19 protein-coding genes and 1 pseudogene are annotated in these 25,127 nt (G+C 32.3%); 8 read left to right on the top strand and 12 right to left on the bottom strand.

Annotated elements, in window-relative coordinates:
* Nucleotides 1–120 precede the first annotated feature (120 nt).
* Together R6X41_RS09865 and R6X41_RS09860 are read left to right on the top strand one after the other, a co-directional pair.
* Nucleotides 121–729 (top strand): annotated as a pseudogene (locus tag R6X41_RS09865) (cupin-like domain-containing protein); the annotation flags it as partial.
* Nucleotides 730–769: 40 nt separating this feature from the next.
* Nucleotides 770–1,267, top strand: a complete 498-nt coding sequence (locus R6X41_RS09860) for a DUF6646 family protein (protein ID WP_318499807.1) — start codon at nucleotides 770–772, stop codon at nucleotides 1,265–1,267.
* A gap of 45 nt (nucleotides 1,268–1,312) precedes the next feature.
* On the opposite strand, the gene R6X41_RS09855 is transcribed toward R6X41_RS09860, so the two are convergent.
* A complete protein-coding gene (locus R6X41_RS09855) occupies nucleotides 1,313–1,786 on the bottom strand; it encodes a regulatory protein RecX (RefSeq protein WP_318499805.1) in 474 nt (157 codons plus the stop codon).
* A gap of 98 nt (nucleotides 1,787–1,884) precedes the next feature.
* On the opposite strand from R6X41_RS09855, the gene R6X41_RS09850 reads away from it, so the two are divergent.
* Nucleotides 1,885–5,883, top strand: a complete 3,999-nt coding sequence (locus R6X41_RS09850) for a DUF8693 domain-containing protein (protein ID WP_318499804.1) — start codon at nucleotides 1,885–1,887, stop codon at nucleotides 5,881–5,883.
* Nucleotides 5,884–5,896: 13 nt separating this feature from the next.
* Here R6X41_RS09850 and R6X41_RS09845 read toward each other — a convergent pair whose 3' ends face one another.
* The 9 genes from R6X41_RS09845 to R6X41_RS09805 all read right to left on the bottom strand — a co-directional run bounded on the left by R6X41_RS09845 (nucleotide 5,897) and on the right by R6X41_RS09805 (nucleotide 18,920).
* The gene (locus tag R6X41_RS09845; protein ID WP_318499802.1) at nucleotides 5,897–8,308 is read right to left on the bottom strand and encodes a TonB-dependent receptor plug domain-containing protein; all 2,412 of its coding nucleotides are present in this window, start codon (nucleotides 8,306–8,308) and stop codon (nucleotides 5,897–5,899) included.
* Between the two features lie 20 nt (nucleotides 8,309–8,328).
* The gene (gene recO, locus R6X41_RS09840; protein WP_318499800.1) at nucleotides 8,329–9,048 is read right to left on the bottom strand and encodes a DNA repair protein RecO; all 720 of its coding nucleotides are present in this window, start codon (nucleotides 9,046–9,048) and stop codon (nucleotides 8,329–8,331) included.
* Nucleotides 9,048–11,381 carry a type IX secretion system anionic LPS delivery protein PorZ gene (gene porZ, locus R6X41_RS09835; protein ID WP_318499798.1) on the bottom strand — a complete coding sequence of 778 codons (2,334 nt, stop codon included), beginning with the start codon at nucleotides 11,379–11,381 and terminating at the stop codon, nucleotides 9,048–9,050. Before porZ ends, recO begins: the two co-directional genes overlap by 1 nt.
* A gap of 102 nt (nucleotides 11,382–11,483) precedes the next feature.
* Nucleotides 11,484–13,949, bottom strand: coding sequence for a TonB-dependent receptor (locus tag R6X41_RS09830; RefSeq protein WP_318499797.1), 2,466 nt, complete (start codon nucleotides 13,947–13,949; stop codon nucleotides 11,484–11,486).
* Nucleotides 13,950–14,067: 118 nt separating this feature from the next.
* A complete protein-coding gene (arsC, locus tag R6X41_RS09825) occupies nucleotides 14,068–14,409 on the bottom strand; it encodes an arsenate reductase (glutaredoxin) (protein ID WP_318499796.1) in 342 nt (113 codons plus the stop codon).
* Nucleotides 14,410–14,420: 11 nt separating this feature from the next.
* Nucleotides 14,421–15,531 (bottom strand): peptide chain release factor 2 gene (gene prfB, locus R6X41_RS09820; protein WP_318499794.1). Its coding sequence is split into 2 segments (ribosomal slippage): nucleotides 14,421–15,467 and nucleotides 15,469–15,531, totalling 1,110 coding nucleotides; the frame shifts between segments, so codons are not numbered across the junction.
* A gap of 64 nt (nucleotides 15,532–15,595) precedes the next feature.
* Nucleotides 15,596–16,441 carry a transglutaminase-like domain-containing protein gene (locus R6X41_RS09815; protein ID WP_318499792.1) on the bottom strand — a complete coding sequence of 282 codons (846 nt, stop codon included), beginning with the start codon at nucleotides 16,439–16,441 and terminating at the stop codon, nucleotides 15,596–15,598.
* A gap of 58 nt (nucleotides 16,442–16,499) precedes the next feature.
* The gene (locus tag R6X41_RS09810) at nucleotides 16,500–17,444 is read right to left on the bottom strand and encodes an alpha-E domain-containing protein (RefSeq protein WP_318499791.1); all 945 of its coding nucleotides are present in this window, start codon (nucleotides 17,442–17,444) and stop codon (nucleotides 16,500–16,502) included.
* A gap of 9 nt (nucleotides 17,445–17,453) precedes the next feature.
* Complete coding sequence (locus R6X41_RS09805) at nucleotides 17,454–18,920, bottom strand: circularly permuted type 2 ATP-grasp protein (protein WP_318499789.1); 1,467 nt, start codon at nucleotides 18,918–18,920, stop codon at nucleotides 17,454–17,456.
* Nucleotides 18,921–19,138: 218 nt separating this feature from the next.
* Between R6X41_RS09805 and R6X41_RS09800 the strand changes: the two genes are divergently transcribed.
* Entirely contained in the window at nucleotides 19,139–20,164 is a 1,026-nt protein-coding gene (locus R6X41_RS09800) for a threonine aldolase family protein (protein WP_318499787.1), read from the top strand.
* 65 nt (nucleotides 20,165–20,229) lie between these two features.
* Here the strand turns inward: R6X41_RS09800 and gdhA are convergent, their stop codons facing one another.
* The gene (gene gdhA / locus R6X41_RS09795; RefSeq protein ID WP_318499785.1) at nucleotides 20,230–21,573 is read right to left on the bottom strand and encodes an NADP-specific glutamate dehydrogenase; all 1,344 of its coding nucleotides are present in this window, start codon (nucleotides 21,571–21,573) and stop codon (nucleotides 20,230–20,232) included.
* A 221-nt stretch (nucleotides 21,574–21,794) separates the two neighbouring features.
* Between gdhA and R6X41_RS09790 the strand changes: the two genes are divergently transcribed.
* On the top strand, nucleotides 21,795–22,547 hold the full coding sequence (locus tag R6X41_RS09790; RefSeq protein WP_318499783.1) for a THC0290_0291 family protein: 753 nt from the start codon (nucleotides 21,795–21,797) through the stop codon (nucleotides 22,545–22,547).
* A 109-nt stretch (nucleotides 22,548–22,656) separates the two neighbouring features.
* Nucleotides 22,657–23,379 (top strand): DUF3298 and DUF4163 domain-containing protein, encoded by a 723-nt coding sequence (locus R6X41_RS09785; RefSeq protein WP_318499781.1) that lies wholly within the window; start codon nucleotides 22,657–22,659, stop codon nucleotides 23,377–23,379.
* Here R6X41_RS09785 and R6X41_RS09780 read toward each other — a convergent pair.
* Nucleotides 23,359–23,823, bottom strand: a complete 465-nt coding sequence (locus R6X41_RS09780) for a DinB family protein (protein ID WP_318499779.1) — start codon at nucleotides 23,821–23,823, stop codon at nucleotides 23,359–23,361. The two genes, R6X41_RS09785 and R6X41_RS09780, sit on opposite strands and share 21 nt — an antisense overlap.
* A 73-nt stretch (nucleotides 23,824–23,896) precedes the next feature.
* On the opposite strand from R6X41_RS09780, the gene R6X41_RS09775 reads away from it, so the two are divergent.
* Nucleotides 23,897–24,250 (top strand): arsenate reductase family protein, encoded by a 354-nt coding sequence (locus tag R6X41_RS09775; protein ID WP_318499777.1) that lies wholly within the window; start codon nucleotides 23,897–23,899, stop codon nucleotides 24,248–24,250.
* A complete protein-coding gene (locus tag R6X41_RS09770; RefSeq protein WP_318499775.1) occupies nucleotides 24,243–25,127 on the top strand; it encodes a DMT family transporter in 885 nt (294 codons plus the stop codon). The genes R6X41_RS09775 and R6X41_RS09770 overlap by 8 nt, the downstream gene beginning before the upstream one ends.

Below are 25,127 nucleotides of genomic sequence, written 5' to 3'. Positions count from 1 at the left end.
ACTAATAGAAAGACCTATAAAATCAAGAAATAGTACAAAAATCTTTTTTTTAAGATAAAAAGTAAGTCAAATCCATTTAAAAAACATGGAACTTAGAAAATTATTAAATATTGCAACGGTCTTGATTTATTAAAAAGTGAACCTACAAAATTCAGAATTTTTCTTTGGAATATTTTAAAAGAAGTCCCTCAGCTTCAAAACGATTTTTCATTTCCTGATTTTGGTTTACGCCTTATGAAAACGCTACCTATGTTGTTTTTTGGCGGACAAGATTCTTATACTTTTATGCATTACGATATTGATTTTGCTAATATTTTTCATTTCCATTTTGAAGGAAAAAAGAAAATAATTTTATTCGATCAAGATCAAAATAAATATTTATACAAAGTGCCTCATGCTTTAATTACAAGGGAAGACATAGATTTTAATAATCCGGACTTTAAAAAATGGCCCGCTTTAAAGAAAGCAAAAGGTTTTAAAACGGAATTAAATCACGGTGAAGTGTTATATATGCCTGAAGGGTATTGGCATTATATGCGTTACATTACACCTGGATTTTCAATGAGTCTTCGCGCAGTTGCAAGACACCCAAAAAACTTGAGTAAAGCCATTTACAATCTCTTTATTATGAGAAATTTTGATAATCTAATGCGTAAATTAAAAGGGCAAAATTGGATAGATTGGAAAAACGAACAAGCTATAATTAGAACTGCGAAATATAATTCATAGTTTACACTATATAAGTTATATTTGAACCAAAATTAAAACTATGAAAAATCTTTTATTCATCGCATGTTTTTGCGCTGTCTCATTCGCAAATGCCCAAGCTTTTAAAGGTAAAGGTGATCAGAAATTTCAAATTGGAGCAAGTTTCCAAGAGTATGGAACCGGAATTAATGGTACTTACGATTTTGGTGTAGGTGAGAATATTTCATTGGGATTATCTACGACTTATGTATTAGGCGTAGACGACAATAATAGTATAGGTGCAGATTTTGGAGATCGTTTTGATATCAAAGCTCGTTTTAACGCTAATCTTTCATCTGTAATAGGCATACGTGAATTAGATGTATACCCTGGATTAAGTTTTGGTTTAAATAATTTTGGTGGTCATGTTGGTGGTCGATATTTCTTTTCTCATGGATTTGGTGTTTATGCAGAAGCAGGATTTCCAATCGCCAGATACGATACAGGAAATTTAACAGCTGCCGAAGAATTAAACAATCAATTTGTGTTTAATATAGGTGCTTCTTTTAATTTAAATTAAACTAAAAAAAAGGGTGTTTCAATAATTATTGAAACACCCTTTTTTTTATGAAATTAATTCATTTACTTTTTCATAAACCATAGGAGATTCCCAGCCTCGATAGAGTAAATAATCAGCTAATTTTTTCTTCTTTTTATATTTATTTGATTCCTTAATTAAGTCGCATCTTCGTTCTGCTAGAGCTTCAAACACACCATAATAATCTAAATCATCCAATTCTTTAAGTCCTGTTTGAATATTAAATCTGCTAATTTGCCTGCGTTTTAACTCCATCGTTAAACGATTTCTTCCCCAATTTTTAAATTTGAATTTCCCACGAACATAAGCCTTTGCAAAGCGTTCTTCATTTAAAAAATTATGCGCTAATAAATGAACGATAACAGCATCTATTGCATCTGGAATCATGCGCATACTTCCTAGTTTTTCTTGTACTTCTTTATGGCAACGCTCTTGGTAAGCACAGTAATATTCTAAAGCTCTTTTAGCTTCTTCTACAGTGTATGTTTTATGAGTATCCATAATTTAACTGAAAAATAATATCTTAAATACTTGATTTTCAGTGTTTTTTGTTTTAAATTTAAGTTCCTCCCTCAAGGATGTAAAATTACATTATAAAGATGAATTTAAGATATACTATTACAATAGTATTATTTTTATCCGTAATTCCTATAGGTTTCACCCAATGTTTATCGGATAATTTTAATACAAGCTACGGAAACTGGGAAGATTCTGGAACTTACAGAAATTCTACTTCTGGAAATGAAGGAGAAGGAGTGGGTTTTAACGCCACAAACGATTTTATTGTTACTAATACAGTTTTAACAAACCCAGAAAGCATTCAATTTCAATTGTCAAGATCTTCTTCCGCAGAAGAAAGAACCTTAAGCATTCAATATGCCGAATCGTTAGCTGGATCTTGGACTGAAGCAGGTAGCATTTCTGTTGATCAAACTACAGAATCTCATCAATTAAAATCTATTCCTCTCAATTTGATAGGCGAATTTCACATTCGAATTCTAATGTCTTATCGCAATGGAGGTTCTTATTATTTAGACGATGTTTCCATTATTTGTAGTGGTTCGAATGCTTCTGAATTACAAATTTTAGATGAGATTGGAAATCTTCAAAATTGTGGTTATCTATTAGATTTTGGTGCTATTTCGACAAATCAAACCTTTCAAAAAACGTTGACCATAAAAAATACTGGCGATGTAAATTTAGAAATTTCAAACATTACAACAACTGCAAGTTTTACCATTAGCGAACCACTAATTCCTGTTACAATTCTACCTAATGAAGAAATCTCCTTAACAATAATATTTAATCCCAATTCAACAGGTGAAATTAGTGGTGAATTACATATTATAAATTCTGATGCAAACGAAAGTGATTGTCTAATTTCACTTACTGGAAGCGGTTTTTTACCAGCTCCAGAAATAGATATAGAACGCAACACCGAAGCTACAATTCCTTCTGGATCAGAATCAAATATTGGCTATAACACCCTTTTTGCTTCGACTGTTGTAGGTGAAACATCTAATACTAAAACTTATTTTATTCATAATGAAGGTGAACTAGATTTAAATATTTATGATGTTAACGTTTCAAATCCTTCAGAATTTAATATCAGTTCAAATCCAAGCAACACAAGTATTCCAAGCCATACAAAAGTTGAATTTCAAATAACATTTACACCTTCAACTTCTGGAATAAGAACAGCAATTATAACTATTGAAAATAACGACAATAATGAAAACCCATACACTTTCGAAGTCCAAGGTACTGGAACATGTTCTACAACAACACTTCTGGCGCATCCGCAGAATGGCCCTCCAGGAACAACCGTTACAGTTACAGCATCTAATTTCGGAACAGAAACAACAGCAAATCTAAATGGGATTTCGGCCATTGTTAAACCTATTTCAGAGACTAAAATTGAAGTAATCGTTCCAGAACATGCGACCTCTGGAAACCTTACCATTATTAATAATTTAGGGTGTAGCAATACAACCAATTTCAATATTACTACGACTAAAACGACTAATTGTGAAGGGAATAACAGCAACACCTCAAACGATTTGTTTATTAGTGAAATTACCGATCATCCTAGTGGCTCACATTCTTATATTGAGATTTTTAACGGAACAGGATCATCAGTAGAATTAAAGGATTATAATATTGAAATTCATTACAATGGTACAACTATCCGAGCTTTACAACTTGATGACCTAACTTTAAACAACCAAGATGTATTTGTAATTGCATTTGGAGCCAATGATGCCGAAAACCCAAATTCATCTCATGGGTTTGACCAATTAAGTAATTTGGTAGGTATAAATAACAACGATAATGTTCGTTTATTTCATAATGGTACTTGGATAGATTTATGGGGACATATTTCTGGTGAGCCGTTTACAGAAACCGCAAAAGGGTATACTTATAGACGAAAAAACAATCTTACAAATTCTCCAAGTATAATTTGGAATTCAGACGAATGGAACATCTTTAATACTGTTGATTATACCGACATAGGTACTTTTGATTTTTCAAACGGAATAGCTCCTATAATTACAACTCAACCGGTAGACAATACTTTAGGTTGTAGCTTGTCTGCAGAACTTTCAATAACTGCTGAAGAAGGTTTTATTGGCCAGAAACAATTGCAATACCAATGGTTTTTTAATCTTCCTGAAAGCGACACTTGGGATGAAGTCGTGAATGATGAAAATCATGAAGGTGCTCAAACACCAACATTGAAAATTTTGAATACGGTACAGATAAACGGATTTCAATATTATTGCAGAATTCTAGAAGACTCGGAACTTTGCTATACAGCCACTAATAGTGTTAAAATATCAGTTGATGAAAGTATTTGGACAGGTACTGAATGGATAGCTGATAAAACACCTACAGAGAATTCATTTTCAATAATTAACAACAATTATAACACATTAATACACGGAAATATAACCACATGCGGATTATATATTCCTATAGAAAAAACCTTAACCATTGGTAGTGATACTCATGTAGAAGTGAAAAAAGAGTTACATATAGAGGGCGAATTACTTCTAAAAAATAAAAGCTCTTTTATACAAGGAGATAACTCCGAAATTATAAATACGGGAGTTATTACTATTGAAAAAGAAACAGCCATATTAAACGCTTGGTATGAATATACCTATTGGAGTTCTCCTGTTAAAAATGATATTTTTAGTAGCGTATTTAAAAACTCAAAGCGTTTGTATTGGTATAAAGCCTCAAATTTTGTCGATATTTATATGGAAGAAAACAATAATAATGCACAAGAATTAGGACAAGATGATGTTGATGACAATGCTAACGATTGGCAAGCTATTGGAGAGAATCAGACCATAAATGGCTCGGATAATTTACAAGCCGGTGTTGGATATGCTGCCACACATACTAATACAGACTTTACCGAAGGAAACACTTACTTATACACTTTTACTGGCGATTTTAATAACGGCACTATCTACACTCCCGTAGAAAGAAATGATGAATCTAATTTAGATAGCAATTGGAATTTGATTGGGAATCCCTACCCATCCGCAATAGATGTAAAAAGTTTTTTTGATGCTAATGTAAACGTATTAAACTCAGAAGGAACGTTGGAAGGTGTTATCTATTTATGGTCACACGACACGCCACCATCAGAAACGTATAATGGTAATGAACTTTTAAATTTTAGTCCGTCAGATTATGCCATAATAAATGGTTCAGGGTCTATTGCTGCACAAATAGGAGAAGGTACAAAACCAGATAATTTTATTCCCTCTTGCCAAGGCTTTTTTGTAAAATTTTCAGATAATTATATAGCTCCAAATGGGCATGTTATTTTCAATAACACTATGCGAGTTGCCAATAAAAACACTCAGTTTTTTAAACAACAGGAATCAAATAAGATATGGATAAACTTAACCTCAGATAATGGTGTATTTAGTCAAACTTTAGTAAGTTATATTTCTGGAGCAAAAGATGATTTTGATGGTAGTTATTTTGATGTTGAAACACACATTTCCAAAGATACTTCGGCTAAATTATATTCAATGATTCATGAATCTGACAAGAAACTAACCATTCAGGGAAAAGATTTAAACAGTATACATGAAGATGAAAAAATTACTTTAGGATTTTATTCTTCAATAGATATACCGACGATATACACATTGTCTTTAGATGATTTTAGAGGTGCTTTTTTACAGGAAAATGAATTGTATCTAGAAGATACTTTTCTGAATTTAGATCATAATTTAAAAGATTCTGATTATACATTTACCTCTGAACCTGGGGAACATAATAATCGCTTTTATTTAAAATTTAAATCTCGTTCTTTAACTGTTGAAGGCCATGAAAACACAACGAATTTAAGCATCATTCAACTGAATACTGATGAGTGGCTTTTTAAACTTAATTCTAATAAATTTAAAATGAAAACTATTTCAATTTACAACTATTTAGGACAACACTTATATAAGTTTAACACCACATCAAACCGCGAAATTTATAATTTAAAAACATTAAAATCTGGAACTTATATTGCTTCTGTTTCTAGTACAAATAATAATTTTCGTAAAAAATTTATTAAGAAATAAGTAAATACTATGCTTAAATACTATATTTCACAGCTAGAATCAAATTCCTACCAGCACCAGAAATCCCTGAAGAATAGGGTCTGTAACGTTGGTCTGTAATATTTTCTAAACTTGCCGTTAAAGTAAATTCCTTATTGAACTTATACTGCGTTCGTAAATTTAAAGTGTACCAAGATGGTGTATAAGGATCCCCATTTGCATCGGAAGCGTACATATAATCTTTGGTCTTTTCTGAAGGTGCCATATCTTTATAGGACATTTCGTCGTTATACATCGCGTAAGCATCAATTTTTAATCTGTTGTTGTGCCAAGTAAGATGTGTATTTCCAAAATTTGGAGCAGCATGTCTTAACGATGATTTCTCATCGTCTTGCAATTCATAACCACTTATAATATTGTATTGAGATGTTAGTTTTAAAGCATCCGTAAAATGTATCTGAATACCTGCTTCGAATCCATAAATATGAGCTTCTGCTGCATTCTGAATAGCTTGTACGCGACTTAATTCTCCATTGTAATCGATATATTCGTTTCCATTTATGTCAAAATCTCCACGCACCAAAGCATTATCTAATAGTGTATAATAAGTTGCTGCATCTATAATAACTTTATTTTCAATATTTACACGAACACTTAAATCTCCTGTGTAAGCATATTCAGGTTTAAGATCGTCATTTGGGACCACTACAGCTCCAGGTTCAGAATCGAAAACCTTACCAATATCATCAATATTTGGTGCTCTAAATGCAGTAGAAAAATTCAATTTCCACTGTATGATTTCTGCAGGATTCCAACTTATCCCTGCAGTTCCTGTTAGTGCTCCTGTATTAATTTCGGCTGTTTCAAAAGGAAGATTTAAAAACTCATTATTTTCCTTAAAATCGGCATTTGCAAACACATGATTGTAGCGCAAACCCGTTTGCAACACAAACTTTGAATTTGGTTTGTATTTGAAGTTGGCATATGCAGACATCGAAGACCAATCTGAACCATTTGGATATCTAGAAATCGCATCTATTATTTCATTCGTGTCAATATTTTCTTCCTCGCCATAAGAATGCACCTTATTAAACACATACTCTACACCGTAAAATAATTGTGTTTTTAAGCTGAGCTGTTTTTCGAAATCTATATTTGCAGAAATAGCATCTAAGTTTTCGTTTGTAGAGTTTCTAATCTCTGATTGATAATTTCTATCCACCCTACTTTCTTGAAAATTTTGGTAAGCCACATTAGCTTGAAACTTATCGTAAATCGCAGAATGACTACTTAATTTTGTGATTTGGAAATTAGACATAAACCATCGTTGTGGACCATAATACCATTCGGCAGAACGCAAATCATCTCCATTATATCGGATTAACCTATCGTATCTTGAGTAATCTGAAGTTGTAGAGTAATACAAACCTAAATCGTAACTTAAATTGTTCTTTGGTTGGAATTTTACCTTTTGCAATAAATTAATCTGATTATATCCTGTTGGCACTTGAATTTCAGGATTAGGATTTTCAACCATTTTATCTACTCCATTTTCTGTAACCACATATTCTGGACGTAAATAATCATCTGGGCCATGACTTCCCATTTTTAAATCATCGAAATCGGTATAACTCACACTACTAAAAAAGGCCCATTTTTTCAATCCGATATTAAAATCAAAATGTCCCGTTTTTTCATTATTCGCAGTTGCATAACGAGCAACGGCATTTGCATGAAACTCCTTATCGTCTTCAAAAGCCAATTCCGCTTTTTTTGTGTAAAAACTCATAACACCACCAATAGCATCGCTACCGTAAACTACAGAACCGGCGCCCAAAATAACTTCGGTGTTTTGAATTGTAAACGGATCGATAGAAATTACATTCTGAACATTTCCTTCTCGGAAAATAGCATTATTCATTCGAACTCCATCAACAGTTATTAATAATCTATTGGTAGACAATCCACGAATCATAGGACTTCCACCTCCTAATTGACTTTTTTGAATGTATACATTCCCTGTGTCTTCTAAAAGGTCTGCACTTGTTTGAGGATTATCGAAAGTAATTGCTTCAGCAGAAATGGAGACTATCTTTTGAGGAATATCGCGTTTATTTTGTTCAAATTTTGAAGCTGAAATAACGACCTCTTCTAGACCTTCTGTTAATGGTTCTAAATACACAATTAAGGAATTCTTTAATTTTGATTTTTCGATTGAAAAGTTTTCAAAAGCTAAATGTTTAAAGAAAATAGTTTCGTGATCTGAGAACTTTTGAAGTGAAATAATTCCACCTAAATTAGAAATCTCACTTAATGTTTTAGTTGCATTAAAAATAGCAACTCCAGAAATTGGCTCGTTATTATTACTATTAAAAATAGTAATGTTTTGGGCCTGTATAGAAATGGAGATTAAAAAAAAAACTCCGCATAGTAATTTTATATTCATAAAGACTTTTTGGTCGACAGTTAACTAAATACTTGGCTAAAAATGGCTAATGATTTAGGTTTTTTAAAATTCCCAAGATGCAATTCGTAATACAAAAGCAACATGTCTAGGAATGATTGTCTTTGTTTCGAATTCATTTTTAAAGAATTCAAATTATCAAAAAGCATGCCTAATGAAAGCTTTAAAAATTTTAAATTATCGTTTGTAATAGAATAGATACTTGTGGAGTACTTCTCGAATTGTCCCGTACTGAGGTTGAAATAGTTATAATGAATATTAGATATATCGGGGAAGAACCCTAGATATTTGGTTAGATGCAGTAAGAACACCAAATGAAAGTTTGCAGATTCAGAAGTTTCATCTAAAGTATTTAATCCACTCTCAATATATTCAAATAACTCTACATCCGATTCTTCTTCTTTTAAAACCATAGCCAATACTTCGGCTAAAAACATAACAATTGTACTTTTTAAAACCTGAGTATGTAAAGTCGCATACAGCACATTAATTTTCACATCTTTAAGCGTCTGTAATGATCGGTTTTGTTTAAAATCGGCATCGATCTGGATTTGAGATAACAATTGAAAATAAGCCACTTTAGCTTGACCTTTTCTGCTTTTAAAAACACCCCGTAACAAGAAACTTACAACTCCAAAATCTTTAGTATAACAACTTACAATTAGGTCGTTATCGCGATACTTAAGTTTAGATAATACGATGGCGCTTGAAGAGTAAAACATTAACGAATAATCATTAACTTAAGCACTTTGGTTTCAAATGTTTCTGTATCCGAAAGCATAATAATATATACTCCGGAACGTACTACATTATTGGCTAAATTTCTACCATTCCAAAAGGCAGTTCCGCCGTCAATTTCCAAATTATATCCGCTATAATTTAAGTTAACATTTGCTTGAGCTTCTGCAACCAAATTACCTGCGACATCTGTAATTTTAATATTTACATTTTCTGTAAGCCCTTTAATTTTTACCCGATCTTCTGTAATATTAAATGTAGGACGCACTGGGTTTGGATAAACATAGACATCTTCGTAAGTTTCTTTAGTTGATGAGCTTCCAGATTTAAAAACAACCAATCCACTTTCTGTAGCGATAAACACTTTACCATTAGAATTATCTATGCTTATATCTGTTATATTGTTAGAGGGTAAAGGGGAATTGTCTTTTGTAAAATGATAAATGGTTTCTTGACCGTCTGAAGAGAAATAGAAGATCCCAGAACCAATTGTTCCAATCCATTTGTTATTAGTACCATCTACTTCTATACTCGAAATATACTCATCTGCCAATAATTCTTTAGGAATACCATCGTCTAGAATAATAATTTCGCTGGCTTGCACACCGTTATCTGTAAAGAACGTAGATGTATTATAAAGCACACGTAAACCTCTAATGGTACCAATCCATAATTGATTACGATTATCTAACGCCACAGCAGACACAACAGTTGTTGGCATATTTTGAGACTCTTCACTCAAGCTTTTTATTTGTGAAGTCCCAGATTTATAATCGTATCCTATTAATCCGTTTTTGTAACCTCCTGTCCATACTACGCCTGAATTGTCTATTGCAATATCTGAAAAACCCCATTCGTCATTACCATCTGGATATAAACCTTCAAAACTATACGTGCGCCATTGATCAGTTTTTATATCATAAGATGTTAACGGACTTAAAACACGACCTGTTAAAGTCCACAATAAACCATCGTTATCGAAGGTAGAAGCGCTAACACGAATTTCTTTAGTTCCTGTAATCGGTTCTAAACCGCTATTTGTTTCATTAAACAACGTGGTAGCGACATCGGCATCGACTTCTAAAATTCCTTTTTGGAAAGAGCTAATATACACTTGATTAATCTTATTTGGATTAATACTTATTGCATTTAAATTTTGAGCTCCTAAAATACTATCAGTTGGGATATTAACCCATGTTGCACTTTTTAAATGACTAATTCCACGTGTCTCTAATGGATAAGAATTATAATCTACAGTGTAATCACCAAAAGTAACCCAAGCGTTATTATATCCTGCCTGTACAGAGAAAGGTATATTCATTAATGGTCCATCAGGAAGAATATCTTCAAAAACTGTTGTATTACTAATTGGAGTACTTAAAACACCCGAACTATCAGAGCCTACATAAAAATTATCAATAGTGGTAATGGCAGATGTAAAAGAAGTTTTAAAAGACGTATTCTGTCCAACTTGTGAGATTAACTTAAAATTACTATCGTATAAATACACATGGTTTGCACTAGTAATTACAAGTTCGGCATTAGCCGATTTTACATCTAATGGCAACTCTGGAAATTGCCTTAAACTTGAAGAAATACCCGAATTATCAACTTTAAAAACGGAGTTGGCTGTATTAAATGCATAAACGTTACTTCCTACTGCTTCTACAGCTATATAATTACCTTCTGCAATTTTAGTCCATTGGTTGTAATCTATTAAATTATTATTACTAAGTTCTCCACGTTTTAGACCTGTAAAATTACGACATGACGCAAAAATATAGCCATTGTAAATCGTAGTTTGTGTTACTATAGTTTGCACACCTGAATCTCCTATAAAATAAGTATCTCCAAATTCTAATCGGTTTAAATTATAAACAGAAATTCCATAATTTGTTGCTATATACAACAAACCTTCATACTCGTTAAAATGATTTATGCGTTTGCTTGTAGGCGGAATAGTAGATTTATCTAGAATACCAACAACACTTAAAACTTTAGAATCTTTTTCTAAAAAAATTTCAATTAAACCGTTTTCATAACCTATAATTAAAGCACCAAAATCAGAGCTATAATGAATGGTTGAAATAGTTTCGCCTGCAAGTCCTTGTATGGTAGAAAGTGTATTTATCTCTTGAGTCGAAAAATCATAAGTAAAAATAGCATTGTCTGAAGCTGCATAAATTTTACTCTCGCTAGCTGTTACATCCTTAATATTATAATACGAAAAATGTCCTTCCCAACTTTCGGAAAAATCCTGTGCCATTAAAATTAAAGGACAAAACAACAAGAAAAGGATTAGTATTCTTTTAAACATAGATGCTTTTTAATATTTCAAATATATTTATAAGTAACGAGTTTTATGGCAAAAAAATATATTAAAGAAAAAAAGCTTCCTAAACAGGAAGCTTTTAAAGTTTTAACCTTCAAAATCCATACCGTCTCCACCGCCATCTTCCGAATTGCGTTCTTGACGTTTCTTTTGTTGATTGAATCTGTATGTAAATGCTAAATTAAACGAACGCTGTCTAAACTGAAATTCACTATCACTAACATAAGTTTCTGTAGTGGAAAGTATTTGTCTTTTCATAGAATTAAACACATCGCTAATATTAAGGGTTATAGATGCATTTTTATTAAAAATTTCTTTACTGAATGCTAAACTACAATAGAACATACCATCTATTTCATTTTGAGCGTCTTCTTCTGGGCCACGGTACATTAATCGTGTTTGCCATTCAATTTCTGCAGGTAAAGTCACTGTATTATTCAATCTAATAAACCAACTTAAATTATCTGCATCAAGATTTATATCTTTATAATCTCCCCGAGTTATGGAATTAAAGAAATTAAAATTCGCATTCATATTCCACTTTTTCGTTGGTTTATATGTTGTTGTAAACTCAAACCCATAGCGATCGTTAGTTGCCAAGTTAATTGGAGATCGCTTAATTACTGGGATTTCTGTCCCTCCAACTATTACAGTTTCTCCTGTAGCTTCTGATATAAGAGTGAATACCTCTGTAGCATGTTGGTAATAAATTGAACTACTTAAAGTTATTTTTCCTAAATTATTTAAATACCCTAAATCTATTGCAGAAGAGTAACTTGGATTTAAATTAGGATTTCCTTGAAATAAATTTGTAGCACTACTTCGTGATGGGAAAGGATTAATATAACGAGATCTCGGGCGTCTAATTCGTCTGTTGTATCCTAACATTAGACTCTCATCTTCAGAAATCTCGTAACCTAAATTTACTGTTGGAAATAATCCTACATAATTCTTCTTTTCATAATCATCGCTTGTTAATTGGTCTATTATTATACCCGTAGCTTCCATACGCAACCCTAACAAATAAGAAAATTTATCTTTTATTTTATTTCCGTATTGAGTGTACACCGCATTAATTCGTTCTTTATAAATTAAGTTATTACTAACATCTGTATCTATAACAAACTCTCCATCTTCATTAAACGCTAAGGTATAATCGGTATCCAAGGTGTTAAAATTTCCTCGATAACCAAATTCAAACTGACCATCTTCCCCAATAGGTAACACATAATCTCCTTGTAACAACACTCGCTCTTGTTGCTCTAAAGTTCTAACTTTTTCTGAATCGAATCCGTTTTCTGTAATAATTGAATTTTCGTCTTCTGAAGTATCTTCGTATTGAAAATCGAATGTTAATTTATGCCCAGGTTTATCTGGAAATTGCTTGTCGAAATTTAAAGAATACTGTATCGTTTTATCGTCTTCGGTTTCAGGATCTAAACGCAAAGTTTGATTTAGAAGGTTTCCTGAACTATCTAATTCATAAATATTGTTTGTTGTGTTCGAGCTGTTATCATTGTTTTTATAAAAAACTGAACCTGTTAGCGAAGTGTTATCGTTAACATACCATTCTACTCCTAGATTAGTATTTATTCCTTTACTTATTCTATCAAAATCACGGTATTCATTTAAATACGTATCTGGAAGATCTTCAATGATATTGCCTTCATCATCAAATTCATTATTAAAATATTCTGTTTCCGTAACCGATTTTCCTGGCGATTCTCGATACGAATATCCAGTAGTATTGAAGAAATTGAAATTTCCTGTTCTATAATTTATATTTCCTGAAATCCCGGCCATAGCTGGATACCCTCCATTTGCAGTAATAGAACCATTAAGCCCTTGCAGCTTGCTTCGTTTTAATATAATATTTATAATTCCACCTGTTCCTTCTGCATCATATCGTGCTGAAGGCGATGTAATAACCTCTACACGCTCTATCGCATCTGCAGGTAATTGATTAAGGGCATCTGTAGAATTTAAACCCACTAATCCTGATGGTTTTCCATTAATTAGGATAGTAACATTATCGTTTCCTCTTAGCGCAACATTTCCTTCAACATCTACAGAAACTGAAGGTACATTATCTAGAACATCACTTATAGTACCTCCGCTAACGGTTAAATCTTGACCAACATTATAAATCTTTTTATCAAGTCTTATATCTACAGTTGTTTTTTCTGCAATAATTTCAACCTCATCTAAAGACTCGGTATCTAATTCCAAAATTACAGTTCCTAAATTGGTATCTTGGGTTAAGTTCTTTTTATGAATTGTTTGCTTTATAAACGAAATATATTCAAAAGACACATTGTAAACTCCAGCAGGCACAGTAATATTAAATTTACCATCTGTTCCTGTAATTCCTCCCGTTACAATACTATTATCCTTACTGTCTTTAAAGGCAACAGTAGCATACTCTAAAGGTTCTTTTGTATCCTTATCAATTACGCTACCTGTTATTTCAATATCCTTAGCAGACTGCGCTTGAATATTAAAACATGAAACCAAAAAAAGCAGACTAAAAACTACTCGTCTTATAAAATCCATTAATTATCGTTTTAATTAAATAAGACCGCAAGAAACGAATTTGGTTTAACCTGTTTTAGTTAAAAAATTGTTAAAACAAAAAACCTCTAACTTTCATACTGAATTAGAGGTTTTTATATTATAAAATATTTGTGATGTCTTGCGGCGGTCGACCAATTATGGCCTTATCTCCGTTAACAACTATTGGCCGCTCTATAAGCTTTGGATTTTCGATCATGATATCCATAATCGCTTCATCTGTTAGATTTTCATCTTTGTAATTATCCTTCCAAATCGCTTCATTTTTTCGAACTAAATCGATTGGCATAATATCTAACAAATCGATTATATGAGATAATTCGGCTTTTGTAGGAACCTCTTCTAAATATTTAATTATCGTAAAGGGTTTTCCTGAAGCTTCTAGAATATGAAGTGCTTCCCGCGATTTACTACATCTGTTATTGTGATAAATTGTAATCATAATTAGTGTGATTATAAGTTATTAGTATCTTCTGTTTTTTGGCCCATCATCATTAAATAAGCTTTTAAAAAGGCATCGATATTTCCGTCCATAACGGCATCTACATTTCCTGTTTCGTGAGCTGTTCTAACATCTTTTACCAATTTATAAGGATGCATAACATAGTTACGTATTTGACTTCCCCACTCAATTTTCATTTTACCTGCCTCAATATCTTCTCGTTGCGCTAATTGTTTTTGCAATTCTATTTCGTACAATTGAGATTTCAACATCTGAAGCGCTCTAGATCTATTATCGTGTTGTGATCGTGTTTCTGAACATGAAATTTGAATTCCTGTTGGCTTATGCGTAAGCTGAACTTTAGTTTCTACTTTGTTCACATTTTGTCCTCCAGCACCACTAGACCTTGCTGTGGTAATTTCGATATCTGCAGGATTTATATCAATTTCTATAGTATCATCTACCAGCGGATACACGTATACTGAAGCAAAACTGGTGTGACGTTTCGCATTGCTATCAAACGGAGAAATACGCACCAAACGATGTACTCCATTTTCACCTTTTAACCAGCCAAAAGCAAAATCGCCTTCTAATTCTAATGTCACCGTTTTTATTCCAGCAACATCTCCTGCTTGATAGTTAAGTTCTTTAACCTTAAACCCACTTTTTTCTGCATACATTAAATACATACGCATAAGCATATTTGCCCAATCGCAGCTTTCGGTACCACCTGCTCCTGCTGTAATTTGAAGCACAGCACTTAAACTATCTCCTTCTTCAGACAACATGTTTTTAAATTCGATGTCTTCTAAAAGAGCTTGTGCCTTTTCGTATTGTTCTGTGACGTCTTCTATGGATGCATCTCCTTCTTTATAGAATTCATACAAGACTTCTAAATCGCCCACAAGTGCTGTGGCGGTATTGAAATCTTGTACCCATTTCTTTTTAACACGAAGTGATTTCATAATCACTTCGGCAGCTTTAGAATTATTCCAAAAGTTAGGATCGAAGGTTTGCTCTTCTTCGTTTTGTATTTCTATTCGTTTGACATCTATGTCAAAGATATTGCCTTAGCGCAGTAAGGCGGTGTGAAAGATCTTTAATTTGATCTGATGTTATCATATTCTTTTAATTTTACTCAAAAGTACTACACTTTTTTTCAAAAAATAAATCTGAAGCCAGATTATTATTCATAAGTAACTTCTACAACTAGCTTCACTTCCTCTTCTCCATAAGCCATTAATATTTGCTTTAAAGGTGCACATTCGCTATAATCTCTTCCGTCTGCTACTTTTATATAATTATGATCTGTAAGTATATTATTTGTAGGGTCGAAACCAATCCAGCCTAAATTAGGAACAAAAACTTCAACCCAAGTATGCATTTTGGATTCTCCAACAAGACTATCTCCTTGATGCAGATATCCGGAAACACAACGTGCTGGGATTTTATTTTTACGTGAAATGGCGCAAAATAAATGTGTAAAATCCTTACTAACTCCCTGTTTTTTTTCAATAACTTCTTTTAAAAGTGTGTCAGGAGTCGTAACATCTGTTTTGTAACTAAAATATTTAGAAGCCCACTCATTCAAAGTTTTTAAATTATCTAAAATACTTTTTGACTTATCAAACATAAACAAATCTGAATATTTTTCTGTCAATGTAGTAAGTACAGTAGCGTTTAAAGAAGCTTCGTTATCAATTTTAAAAATAGCGTCGTCTATCGCGTTATAATCATCTTCAACTTTAAATTTAGGATCAATTTTAAGCGGTCCTTCTTCTTTTTTTACCAACTTAAAAACAGCTTCAAATTTAATAGACTCAAATGGCTTTTTACAATGAATTCTAGTCGTTTCAAAATTGTATCCGTTTATAGATTTTTCTATTGAAAAATCTTCAGAAATCTTAAACAGACTTGAAGTTAATTCTTGTGTCGCGTTATCTTCTGGAGTAACTAAATACTGCCAAAAAGCTTCAAAAACAGGGTTTTCATAGATGTTTTCGGCAGTATATTTTATTGTATAATTGAACATAATTTTAGAATAAATTAATTAACTCAAATTAAAACATTTTATGAATACAATTGTCTTTTTAATGATAAAAATATTCATCTTCAAGCATTTCACTTATTTCAACTAAGCTATCTAATGTGTGGGCAATAAATTCTTTTACATCGCCCTGAATATCTTCAACTGTCTTATATTTATATTCACTTCGCATTTTTCCGATTAAGAAAGTTGCTGTGTTTTTTTTATGAGCAATTAACGGATCCAGCATAGTAATATGCGTTTGTATCTCGTTTAAACAATACAAAACGGTACGTGGACTACAAGGATTTAGCATTAAAAATTCTAAAACTGTAACCTGAACTGGCGGTCTTCTGTACACTCTACGATTAATATCGAAAGAATCGACACACTTTAAAAGTGTTGTCCATTCAAAACTCTTTTTTAACTGCTTAGGCTTCCCTAAAGTTACCTGCTCGGCATCGTTATATTTAATTTGTAAAATACGCGTAACCTGTGTTGCACGTTCAATATTTACACCTAATTTAATAAGCGCATATACTTCGTCGTGTAACATTGTTCCACGAATTTTCCCTTTTAAAATTGTAGTTTGATGCATTACATGACTTGTAAAATCATGCAGACCACGAGTTACAAAATGCTCTTTTGAATAATTCATTACGGAATGATAAAACTTATTAATCGATTCGTAAAAATCATTCGAAATTAAATCCCTAGAACTATTTGCATTTTCGCGAGCATACGATATACACTTTAAAATAGAATAATGTTTCTCTGAATTTAAAGCGATATTAAAAAGCACTTCTTCTTCTACTAAAACCTCATCATCTTCATCTTCTTCTCCAACCATTTCGTAAATAGCACGAAGCACAAATTGACGGTCTCTAGATAATTTATTGGGCGCATCTAACGACGAAAAGTAATTTACATTTGTAAAACGTGCGGTATGTTCTGCACGCTCTATATATCGACCCATCCAAAATAAGTTATTGGCTATTCTTGCTAACATATATTATTTTTATTTTTTTAAAACCCAAGTATCTTTTGATCCTCCACCTTGAGAAGAATTCACTATTAAATTTCCTTTTTGTAATGCCACACGTGTTAATCCTCCTTTTAACACAAATTCTTTATCCTGGCCAAGCAAAGTAAATGTTCTTAAATCGACATGACGTTGCTCGAAAGATTGACAATCTTCAATATAAGTGGGATGAACTGAAAGTGACATTATAGGTTGCGCTATGTATTTTCTTGGATTTTCAAGAATGACTTTTTTAACGGCTTCGATTTCGGGTTTGGTTAATCTACTTCCTATAGAAATTCCATAACCTCCAGCTTCATCTACAGGTTTTACAACCAAATTATGAATATTTTCTAATACAAATTTTAGATCGACTGGTCTGCTACAATGGTAAGTATGTACATTATTTAATATAGGTTCTTCACCTAAATAAAATTTAATAATATCGGGCATATAGGTGTAAATCGCCTTATCGTCTGCAACTCCAGTTCCAGGTGCATTTACTAGCGTTACATTTCCTTTTTGGTAGGCTGCGAATAATCCTGGCACTCCAATAGCCGAATCTTTTCTAAACTCTAATGGATCAAGGAAAGTATCATCTATACGTCTATAAATAACATCAACTTTCTGAAGTCCGCTTATCGTTTTCATATAAACAAAATCATTTTCAACAACAAGATCTCTACCTTCTACCAATTCAATACCAATTGTTTTTGCTAAATAGGCATGCTCGTAATATGCAGAATTAAAAACACCTGGCGTAATAATAACGCATGTAGGAACATCGACACCTTTTGGTTTTACGGATTCCATAATTTCTAATAAATTTTCAGAATAATCGGAAACAGTCTGAAGATCATAATGATTAAAAACACCAAACGAAGAGCGCTTTAAAGCATTACGATTACCCATTACATAACTCACTCCAGAAGGACATCTTATATTATCTTCTAACACATAATATTTACCGTCGGAATGCTTTATTAAATCTGTTCCAGAGATATGGTTATAAATTCCTCCAACAGGATCCAAGCCATCCATTTGTCTTAAATAATTAGCAGAAGAACTAATTAATTCCATAGGAACTAAACCTGCTTTTATAATGTTTTTATCGTGATAAATATCCCAAATAAATGCATTTAAAGCCTTACAACGCTGCAGAACCCCACGCTCTAATGTTTTCCATTCGGCGGCATCTATAATTCTAGGAAATAAATCGAATGGAAATATTTTTTCCTGAGCTTTTTCATCGCTATATACCTGAAATGTAATACCTTGATTAAAAAAAGACGTTTTAGCTTTGTTGTTTACTGTAATAAATTCTTCAATAGTTTGACTATTATATAAGTCAAATAATTTCTTATACACTTCCCTTACATTTTCCTTTTTATCGAAAATCTCGTCAAAGAATTTTTCGTTAGTTTCATATGTAGAAAAGAGGTTCTTAAAATTGGTTGGTTCCATGCATTTTACGTTTTTCCTAAATTAATCATAATTTCTCAAGTATTCGGTGTAAAAAAAATATTAATTTCACTTTTTTAACCGATTTTCAATAAAAAAAACACCCCGTTAATATTAATATCATAATAATATTTCGTGTAAATAAATTCTGATTTTAAAAAAGATAATTAATTAGATTCACTTAACTTTCTCTCCTCAAATCATACTTTAAACACAAACACATGATTATTGATTTAAGAAGTGATACAGTAACAAAACCAACTAAAGAAATGCTAGACGCCATGATGTCTGCTCAAATTGGGGACGATGTATATAAGGAAGATGAAACTATAAATCTTTTAGAAAAACGCATTGCAAACATGTTTGGAAAATCTCACGCTATGTTTTTTCCTAGCGGAACAATGGCTAACCAAACAGCAATTAAATTACATACAAATCCGGGTGAACAGGTTATCTGCGATAAATATGCACATATATATAATTATGAAGGTGGAGGAGCTTCTTTTAATAGCGGAGTCTCTTGTAAATTAATCGATGGACATCAAGGAATGTTTACAGCCAAAGATGTTATAGAAGCCATAAATCCACCAGAATTTTATCATAGTCCGTTAACTTCTTTAGTTGAAGTTGAAAACACGACCAATAAAGGAGGTGGTGCTTGTTGGGAATTTAAGGAACTTGAAAAAATAAAATCCGTTTGTGAGGAACACAACTTAGGATATCATTTAGATGGAGCGCGTTTATGGAATGCCTTGGTCGCTAAAAATGAAACTTCACAACAATACGGAACAGTATTCGACACCATTTCAGTTTGTTTAAGTAAAGGCCTAGGTTGCCCAATAGGATCGGTATTAACTGGCGACAAGGAATTTATGTCTCGCGCTTTACGAATACGAAAAATGTTAGGTGGCGGGATGCGTCAAGGTGGATTTTTGGCAGCAGCAGGACTTTATGCTTTAGACCATAATATAACACGTTTAGCCGAAGATCATAAAAAAGCAAAAGTATTAGGCGAACATTTAAAAACGTTAAACGTTATAAAACACGTAGTGCCTACTGAAACAAACATTGTAATTTTTGAGTTAGAAAAAGATGTAAATAGCAATCAATTTATTTTAAAATTGAAAGAACAAAATATTTTAATTAGCGATATGGGGCAAGGAAAACTACGCCTAGTAACCCACCTTGATTACACTAACGATATGCATACTAAAGTTTTAGACACTTTAAAACATTTAAATTTCTAAAACCATAAAAAAAGCCTTCAAAAGTAAATTTTCGAAGGCTTTTTTAAAATATTTAAAATTAGAGATTATACCACTCCTTGAGCTAACATAGCATCTGCTACTTTAACAAAACCAGCAATATTTGCTCCTTTTACATAATCTACATAACCATCCTCCTCAGTACCATAAGTTACACAAGACTCATGAATATCATTCATAATTTGATGTAATTTAGCATCAACTTCTTCTCTAGTCCAATTTAAACGTAAAGAATTCTGACTCATTTCTAAACCAGAAGTCGCAACACCACCAGCATTAGAAGCTTTTCCTGGCGAAAACAATAATTTAGCATCCTGAATAATTGAAATAGCTTCTGGTGTAGTAGGCATATTTGCACCTTCGGCAACAGCAATTACATTATTTGCTATTAATAATTTAGCATCGTTTGCATCTAATTCATTTTGTGTAGCACAAGGCATTGCTATATCGCATTTTACAGACCACGGTCTTTCTCCTTCAACAAATTTTGCAGATGGGTAAGCCTTAACATATTCATTTATACGACCACGTTTTACATTTTTAAGCTCCATGATAAATGCTAACTTTTCAGCATTTATTCCGTCTGCATCGTAAATGTATCCTGAAGAATCTGAAAGCGTTACCACTTTTGCACCTAATTCCGTTGCTTTTTCACAAGCATATTGAGCCACATTACCTGAACCAGAAATAACTATAATTTTTCCTTCTAACGATTCGTTACGCGTATCTAACATATTTTTAGCAAAATAAACAGCGCCATAACCAGTCGCTTCAGGTCTAATTAATGACCCTCCGTATTCCATACCTTTACCTGTTAACACACCAGTAAACTCGTTACGAAGTCTTTTATATTGACCGAATAAATAACCTATTTCGCGACCTCCAACACCTATATCTCCAGCTGGAATATCTGTATTTGGACCTATATGACGCGCTAATTCTGACATAAATGATTGACAAAAACGCATCACTTCATTATCACTTTTACCTTTCGGATCGAAATCACTACCTCCTTTACCTCCGCCCATAGGCAAAGTTGTTAAAGAGTTTTTAAAAGTTTGTTCGAATCCTAAAAATTTTAAAATACTTAAGTTTACTGAAGGATGAAAACGCAATCCGCCTTTATAAGGACCAATAGCAGAATTAAACTCAATTCTAAAACCTCTATTTACCTGAGTATCTCCTTTATCATCAATCCACGGGACTCTAAATATTATGGTACGTTCTGGTTCGACCATACGCTCCAATAATTTTTTACCCTTATATTTTTGATTATTTTCAATAAACGGAATTACTGTTTCTGCAACTTCGTGTACTGCTTGAAGAAACTCTGGTTCATGACCATCTTTTTGTTTTACAAGCTCTAAAAAAGTATTTATTTGATTTTTCATTTTTTAAAAAATTATGATGCAGTTAAACATTCATGAGTTTTGAACAACAAATATACATTATCTTTAAAAATTACAGTCTTTTTTTGTAGTTTCACAATTAATTTGATGTTAAAAAAAACTTAATGCCGATTTTTTAAATTTTATTGGATTGGTATTAATCATTTTATATATTTGTTAATGCTATTAATCAACTAAATCTGCATCTATTTCATTTAGATCCAATGCTAAACAACCTAAAATTACTTTTATTAGTTATATTTTTAAGCCTATTCAATTCAGTCAATTCACAAACATTGACAGGTTATGAACTTGGAATACTAGTTGGACCCGTTCAAATGCGTTCTGATTTTGGTTTAAGAGGAGACAAGGCTACTAACCGTGGAAACATTGGATTTGGAGCTGGCTTAATGTTCGATATAAATCCTATGGATTGGGGATCTAGACGTGATTATGCTTACGACCATTTTAAACTTCGATTTGATCTTTCTTTTAACAAAACTAGCTTACAGCATTATGGTGAATATGTCGATCCTGACAACACCAGTGAAAATGCTAATAAATTAAGAGCACAACGTGGAGAAGCAAAAAATTCTAGTTTAGGTGTAGCTCTTGAATATTACCCCTTAAGTTTAAGAGGTTTCTTTTACAACTTTTTCGATTTTACTCCATACCTAATTCTTGGTGTACAATATACCTATGCAAAACCAGGATCAAATATCACTAATGAAGATCAATTATATGGACCATGGGCAAATAAAGGTTCTATAAATACAGAATCATTTTATACTATGGCTTTGAATACTGGAATTGGAGTACGATATAAAGTAAGTGAATATTCTGATTTCTTATTCGAAACTAAGTTTCAGTTTTTTAATAGTGATTGGGTAGATGGTTTAAACCATCCATTAGATTATAATGAAAACAACGATGCTTTAATCTGGTTCACTTTTGGTTATGTGTACTATCTAAACTAATAAATTTCATCTTCTTTATATTGATTTTTTTTAATATATAAAGTCTAATTTTATCTTCGAATATCAAACTGCAATATGTACCTTTATTCTAGAAAAATAAAGCACTATTATGCACCCTAAATTACACCAAATTCTCGTTCTGTTTTGCCTTTTCATTTTAGCTTCATGTACAGAAGAAAAAGCTATAACATTTTCAGAAGAATCTTTTTCAACTCCTACCAATAATATTGTAGACATTAATATTCCTAAGGCTGAAGGTGAGAGTGATATTGCTAAACAAATAAACGTAACACTAGAACAGCGTATTGCTGCAGCACTTCAGTTTAATCAAGAAGATAATACAATAAATGCTCTTGAAGACAATATAAATAACTTCAATTCTGAATACACTGACTTTAAAAGTCAATTTCCTGAAAGTGCACAAGAATGGGAAGCTCAAATAGATGGAGAGGTTATGTTTCAATCGCCAGAGATTATTAGCATCTCATTAACTTGTTACACGAATACCGGTGGTGCTCACGGTATTTTAGTTATTAGCTTCTTAAATTTTGACGCACAAACTGGTGCTTTAATTGATAACAGTCAATTATTTAAAAACATCACTGAGTTTACCCAAGTAGCAACCCCATACTTTAACGACGAGATTGCGGAGAAAAAAGACATGTATCTAGATCCCGAAAAATTTGTTTTACCTCAAAACATAGGCTACAGCGCAGACGGGTTGATTCTATTGTATAACACTTACGAAATTGCACCCTACGCTGCGGGAATAACAGAATTTGTTATCCCATTTAGCGTGGTTAATTCTTATCTAAAGTTTAACGGTTTTTAGTAACGACATTACAATTCCTAAATGAATACCTTCATGAAATAAAGCAAAATCTAAGGCGTCGTCTACATTATGCAATGTAGTTCCAGTCGTTTCGGGCGTATATTCTTGAAAATTTAGAAATGCATTTTCGTTATAGTCTGTTTTTGTTTTTTGAATAGTTTCTGAAAGCATTTTTGCGATAACATCAACATCATCTTGTGTTACATTCCCTTCTGGCTTGGAACCTTTTCTATAAGCATTTATAAATTCATCTGAAACCAACATTGGCAAACCAGATAATTTATAAATCAGAACTTGTTCTGTAGCCACAATATGGCCAATATTCCAAATAATATTATTATTAAATCCTTTTGGGATTTTGTTTAAATCTTCAAGACTTAACTGTTCTAAATATGATTTAAAAAAACCTCTAGTTTTTTCAAATACAGAAAAAGTAAAATTCATTGTATTCAATTTTTGAATAAATATAAGTCAAACTCATTAAAATGCTTTTATTTTGCATCAAAATCTGATCATTATGAAAAAAATATACTACTTAAAAACTTGTAACACGTGTATGCGCATCATTAAAGAATTAGATCTGCCTAAGGATGTAAGCTTTCAAGATATTAAAGAATCACCAATTACAGTGGCTCAACTTGAAGAGATGTATGAATTATCGAAAAGTTATGAAGCACTCTTTAGCAAACGAGCTAAATTGTATAAAGAAATGGATTTAAAAAATCAGACTTTAGAAGAAACCGATTACAAAAACTACATTTTAGAACATTACACCTTTTTAAGCCGACCTGTATTAGTTTACGACAATCAAATATTTATCGGAAACAGTAAAAAATCGGTAGCTGCTGCCAAACATGCTATACATGAATAAACGCACATTAGCATTAGTTTTACTCTTTTTAGTTCAAGTATTTTATGGCTTAAATTACGGTTTCGCCAACGATGTTATAGACGGCGGTTACATCAAGCCTGCTGGATTTATTTTACTACGCCTATTAGGAGCAACAACGCTTTTCTGGATTATAGGAATATTTATTCCTAAAGAAAAAATACAGAAACAAGATTACTTAACGTTTATAGCAGCTGCATTTTTTGGAATGTTCCTTAATATGCTCTCATTTTTTAAAGGCCTAGAATTTACAACCCCTATCCATGCCTCCGTAATATCTACAATTACTCCCATTGTTGTACTTGTATTGTCCTCAATTTATTTAAAAGAAAAGATTACTTCTCTAAAAATTCTTGGAATCATTTTAGGATTTTCCGGAGCTATAATTCTGAGTATTTACGGAAAAGCAATACATTCCGGCGATAACATCGTACTAGGGAATTCTTTGATTATTCTTAATGCTACCGCTTTTAGTATCTACCTTATAATAGCGAAAAAACTAACGGCTAAATATCATCCGCTAACGATTATAAAATGGTTGTTTCTTTTAGGTTTAATAATGACAACGCCTTTTGGTATTCAAGAATTCCGAGAAGTGCAATGGCATACATTTTCATCTTACAATATATTTTCAGCATTTTTTGTTGTTGTTTTTGCAACTTTTGGAACTTACTTATTAAATGTAATTGCCCTAAAGCAAGTAAAAGCCTCTACAGCTAGTATTTTTGTTTATCTCCAACCAATGGTAGCCGCAATTTTCGCTTTAATTATTGGCAGCGACACTATTAATAGCGTCAAAATAATAGCTGCCATTTTAATTTTTGCTGGCGTATATTTAGTTACAAAACCATCTAAATAA

The organism is Formosa sejongensis, from assembly GCF_033447105.1.
Lineage (GTDB): Bacteria > Bacteroidota > Bacteroidia > Flavobacteriales > Flavobacteriaceae > Formosa.
The sequence above is the reverse complement of the archived record's forward strand: the minus strand, read 5'-3'. Positions and strand labels throughout refer to the sequence as shown.